Origin of the sequence: Solilutibacter pythonis (assembly GCF_003697345.1) — a bacterium.
Lineage (GTDB): Bacteria > Pseudomonadota > Gammaproteobacteria > Xanthomonadales > Xanthomonadaceae > Solilutibacter > Solilutibacter pythonis.
Map to the genome: position 1 here is coordinate 1 of NZ_RFLY01000032.1, position 5400 is coordinate 5400.

Annotated in this window: 1 protein-coding gene, 2 tRNA genes and 3 rRNA genes; 5 read left to right on the forward strand and 1 reads right to left on the reverse strand. The window is 54.6% G+C overall.

The window, feature by feature from the left end:
• From EBB59_RS12950 to rrf, 5 genes are all read left to right on the forward strand, one after another.
• Positions 1-1506: ribosomal RNA gene (locus EBB59_RS12950) — 16S ribosomal RNA — on the forward strand; the annotation flags it as partial.
• An 84-nt stretch (positions 1507-1590) separates the two neighbouring features.
• Positions 1591-1666, forward strand: a tRNA-Ala gene (locus EBB59_RS12955).
• Between the two features lie 20 nt (positions 1667-1686).
• Positions 1687-1763, forward strand: a tRNA-Ile gene (locus EBB59_RS12960).
• 227 nt (positions 1764-1990) lie between these two features.
• Positions 1991-4852, forward strand: a 23S ribosomal RNA gene (locus tag EBB59_RS12965).
• A 135-nt stretch (positions 4853-4987) separates the two neighbouring features.
• A 5S ribosomal RNA gene (rrf, locus tag EBB59_RS12970) occupies positions 4988-5101 on the forward strand.
• Positions 5102-5207: 106 nt separating this feature from the next.
• Here rrf and EBB59_RS14115 read toward each other — a convergent pair.
• On the reverse strand, positions 5208-5400 hold a 193-nt coding region (locus tag EBB59_RS14115; RefSeq protein WP_211327759.1), incomplete at its 5' end, for a hypothetical protein.

A 5400-nucleotide genomic window follows, 5' to 3' on the forward strand; every position in this document is an offset into this window, starting at 1 on the left:
CGGCAGGCCTAACACATGCAAGTCGAACGGCAGCACAAGGGAGCTTGCTCCCTGGGTGGCGAGTGGCGGACGGGTGAGGAATACGTCGGAATCTGCCTATTTGTGGGGGATAACGTAGGGAAACTTACGCTAATACCGCATACGACCTACGGGTGAAAGCGGAGGACCTTCGGGCTTCGCGCAGATAGATGAGCCGACGTCGGATTAGCTAGTTGGCGGGGTAAAGGCCCACCAAGGCGACGATCCGTAGCTGGTCTGAGAGGATGATCAGCCACACTGGAACTGAGACACGGTCCAGACTCCTACGGGAGGCAGCAGTGGGGAATATTGGACAATGGGCGCAAGCCTGATCCAGCCATGCCGCGTGGGTGAAGAAGGCCTTCGGGTTGTAAAGCCCTTTTGTTGGGAAAGAAAAGCTTGCGGTTAATACCCGCGAGTCATGACGGTACCCAAAGAATAAGCACCGGCTAACTTCGTGCCAGCAGCCGCGGTAATACGAAGGGTGCAAGCGTTACTCGGAATTACTGGGCGTAAAGCGTGCGTAGGTGGTTTGTTAAGTCAGATGTGAAAGCCCTGGGCTCAACCTGGGAACTGCATTTGATACTGGCAGGCTAGAGTGCGGTAGAGGATAGCGGAATTCCTGGTGTAGCAGTGAAATGCGTAGAGATCAGGAGGAACATCCGTGGCGAAGGCGGCTATCTGGGCCAGCACTGACACTGAGGCACGAAAGCGTGGGGAGCAAACAGGATTAGATACCCTGGTAGTCCACGCCCTAAACGATGCGAACTGGATGTTGGGCTCAACTTGGAGCTCAGTATCGAAGCTAACGCGTTAAGTTCGCCGCCTGGGGAGTACGGTCGCAAGACTGAAACTCAAAGGAATTGACGGGGGCCCGCACAAGCGGTGGAGTATGTGGTTTAATTCGATGCAACGCGCAGAACCTTACCTGGCCTTGACATGTCGAGAACTTGGCAGAGATGCCTTGGTGCCTTCGGGAACTCGAACACAGGTGCTGCATGGCTGTCGTCAGCTCGTGTCGTGAGATGTTGGGTTAAGTCCCGCAACGAGCGCAACCCTTGTCCCTAGTTGCCAGCACGTAATGGTGGGAACTCTAGGGAGACCGCCGGTGACAAACCGGAGGAAGGTGGGGATGACGTCAAGTCATCATGGCCCTTACGGCCAGGGCTACACACGTACTACAATGGGAAGGACAGAGGGCTGCGAACCCGCGAGGGTAAGCCAATCCCAGAAACCTTCTCTCAGTCCGGATCGGAGTCTGCAACTCGACTCCGTGAAGTCGGAATCGCTAGTAATCGCAGATCAGCATTGCTGCGGTGAATACGTTCCCGGGCCTTGTACACACCGCCCGTCACACCATGGGAGTTTGTTGCACCAGAAGCAGGTAGCTTAACCTTCGGGAGGGCGCTTGCCACGGTGTGGCCGATGACTGGGGTGAAGTCGTAACAAGGTAGCCGTATCGGAAGGTGCGGCTGGATCACCTCCTTTAGAGACACGACAGAGCAAGTCTGTCAGGCGTCCGCACAAGTCACCTGCATCCAGAGAAGTCCCCTTGCCGAAAGGCAAGCCTTTGGGGCCTTAGCTCAGCTGGGAGAGCACCTGCTTTGCAAGCAGGGGGTCGTCGGTTCGATCCCGACAGGCTCCACCACTGGCAAGCCGCGACACGTTGGGTCTGTAGCTCAGGTGGTTAGAGCGCACCCCTGATAAGGGTGAGGCCGGTGGTTCGAGTCCTCCCAGACCCACCACTTCTTTTTTAGAACTGGATGACATGCGTACACGAAGATCAGATTGAAACATTCGAACGTTGAGGTTCGAGTGTGTTCTATGAAAACCGGAATGTAGCGAGCGTTTGAGATGAAGAATACTCAAGACGTGTCGTTGAGGCTAAGGCGGGTGCAGTGATGCACCTAACATTTGAATGTCGTTGATATTCGACAAGGTTGTATGACTTCGAGGCGACTTGAGGTTATATGGTCAAGCGAATAAGCGCACACGGTGGATGCCTTGGCGGTCAGAGGCGATGAAGGACGTGGTAGCCTGCGAAAAGCGTCGGGGAGCTGGCAACAAGCTTCGATCCGGCGATGTCCGAATGGGGAAACCCACCCTTAGGGGTATCAATCAGCCAATACATAACTGATTGAAGCGAACGCGGTGAACTGAAATATCTAAGTAACCGTAGGAAAAGAAATCAACCGAGATTCCCTCAGTAGTGACGAGCGAACGGGGACTAGCCCAAAAGTCCATGTGGTTTTAGCAAAACGGTCTGGAAAGTCCGGCCATAGAAGGTGATAGCCCTGTATGCGAAAGGGCCATATGGATGAAATTGAGTAGGGCGGGGCACGAGAAACCCTGTCTGAACATGGGGGGACCATCCTCCAAGGCTAAATACTCCTGACCGACCGATAGTGAACCAGTACCGTGAGGGAAAGGCGAAAAGAACCCTGGTGAAGGGAGTGAAATAGAACCTGAAACCGTGTGCGTACAAGCAGTAGGAGCCCTTCGGGGTGACTGCGTACCTTTTGTATAATGGGTCAGCGACTTACTGTTCGTGGCGAGCTTAACCGTATAGGGGAGGCGAAGGGAAACCGAGTCTGATAAGGGCGCATAGTCGCGGGCAGTAGACCCGAAACCGGGTGATCTAGTCATGCCCAGGGTGAAGGTTCGGTAACACGAACTGGAGGCCCGAACCCACTCCCGTTGCAAAGGTAGGGGATGAGGTGTGATTAGGAGTGAAAAGCTAATCGAACCCGGAGATAGCTGGTTCTCCTCGAAAGCTATTTAGGTAGCGCCTCATGTGAATCCTCTCGGGGGTAGAGCACTGTTATGGCTAGGGGGTCATCGCGACTTACCAAACCATTGCAAACTCCGAATACCGAGACGGACTGCATGGGAGACACACGGCGGGTGCTAACGTCCGTCGTGAAAAGGGAAACAACCCAGACCCACAGCTAAGGTCCCCAATTACCGCTAAGTGGTGAACGATGTGGAAAGGCATAGACAGCCAGGAGGTTGGCTTAGAAGCAGCCACCCTTTAAAGAAAGCGTAATAGCTCACTGGTCGAGTCGGTCTGCGCGGAAGATTTAACGGGGCTAAGCGGTAAACCGAAGCTTGGGGTGCATAACTTTGTTATGCGCGGTAGAGGAGCGTTCCGTAAGCCTGCGAAGGTGGATCGAGAGGTCTGCTGGAGGTATCGGAAGTGCGAATGCTGACATGAGTAACGATAATGCGGGTGAAAAGCCCGCACGCCGAAAGCCCAAGGTTTCCTTGCGCAACGTTAATCGGCGCAGGGTGAGTCGGCCCCTAAGGCGAGGCTGAAAAGCGTAGTCGATGGGAAGCAGGTTAATATTCCTGCACCTCGCGTAAGTGCGATGGAGGGACGGAGAAGGTTAGGCAGGCCGGGCGTTGGTTGTCCCGGTGAGAGGGTTGAGGCGGTGCTCTTAGGCAAATCCGGGAGCGCAACGTTGAGACCAAGGACGAGTCCAATAGGACAAAGCTGCTGATATCACGCTTCCAGGAAAAGCTCCTAAGCTTCAGCTTACGAAGACCGTACCGTAAACCGACACAGGTGGGTAGGATGAGAATTCTCAGGCGCTTGAGAGAACTTGGGTGAAGGAACTAGGCAAAATGGCACCGTAACTTCGGGAGAAGGTGCGCCCTCCATGGTGAATAGCTGAGGAGGGCCGCAGATACCAGGCCGCTGCGACTGTTTATCAAAAACACAGCACTCTGCAAACACGAAAGTGGACGTATAGGGTGTGACGCCTGCCCGGTGCTGGAAGGTTAAGTGATGGGGTCAGCCGCAAGGCGAAGCTCTTGATCGAAGCCCCAGTAAACGGCGGCCGTAACTATAACGGTCCTAAGGTAGCGAAATTCCTTGTCGGGTAAGTTCCGACCTGCACGAATGGCGTAACGACAGCGGCGCTGTCTCCACCCAAGACTCAGTGAAATTGAAATCGCTGTGAAGATGCAGCGTTCCCGTGGCAAGACGGAAAGACCCCGTGAACCTTTACTATAGCTTTACACTGAACGTTGAGTTCGTCTGTGTAGGATAGGTGGGAGGCTTTGAAGCCGAGGCGCCAGCCTTGGTGGAGCCAACCTTGAAATACCACCCTGATGTGCTTGACGTTCTAACCTAGACCCGTAATCCGGGCCAGGGACCGTGTATGGTGGGTAGTTTGACTGGGGCGGTCTCCTCCCAAAGAGTAACGGAGGAGCTCGAAGGTACGCTCAGCGCGGTCGGACATCGCGCACTGTGTGCAAAGGCATAAGCGTGCTTGACTGCAAGAGTGACGGCTCAAGCAGGTACGAAAGTAGGACTTAGTGATCCGGTGGTTCTGTATGGAAGGGCCATCGCTCAACGGATAAAAGGTACTCCGGGGATAACAGGCTGATTCCGCCCAAGAGTTCATATCGACGGCGGAGTTTGGCACCTCGATGTCGGCTCATCACATCCTGGGGCTGTAGTCGGTCCCAAGGGTATGGCTGTTCGCCATTTAAAGTGGTACGCGAGCTGGGTTCAGAACGTCGTGAGACAGTTCGGTCCCTATCTGCCATGGGCGTTGGAGATTTGAGAGGGGCTGCTCCTAGTACGAGAGGACCGGAGTGGACGAACCTCTGGTGTTCCGGTTGTCACGCCAGTGGCACTGCCGGGTAGCTATGTTCGGAAGCGATAACCGCTGAAAGCATCTAAGCGGGAAGCGCGCCTCAAGATGAGATCTCCCGGGGCACAAGCCCCCTGAAGGCACCATCAAGACCAGGTGGTTGATAGGCTGGGTGTGTAAGTACAGCAATGTATTGAGCTAACCAGTACTAATGAGCCGTGTGGCTTGACCATATAACCTCAAGTGGCCTTGAGCCGAAACGCACGTCAATCCGTGTTCTTCGCCAGGCACTCGCTACATTCCGTCCCCTTAAGGTGGACGCGACGATATGCATCAATCGATGCCCTCGACCGCGACCCTTCCCCCTTTCTGGCGACATTAGCACTGTGGAACCACCCGATCCCATCCCGAACTCGGAAGTGAAACGCAGCCGCGCCGATGGTAGTGTGCATCCAGCATGCGAGAGTAGGTCATCGCCAGAGCCTTACCCAAACGCCCCATATCTTTGATATGGGGCGTTTCTTATTAAGTGAAAGCCTTCGATTTGCGTATTCAGGTCGAGGGTAAAGACTGACAATCAGGCACGCCTCAAGCAGTGCCGGCTGAACAAAAAGTTGAAATTTTTTGGTTCAGGGTGTTGACAGTCGTGTGAAGTGCTGTATATTGATCTGCTCTCTGGCGCGGTTTGGTCGGGAGTCGATAGAAGGGTTCAGCCGCTGAGGGCTGGGTCGGGATCTTTGAAAGTGTACGCAGGTAACTTGTGCGGGCGTCTGACGGATGG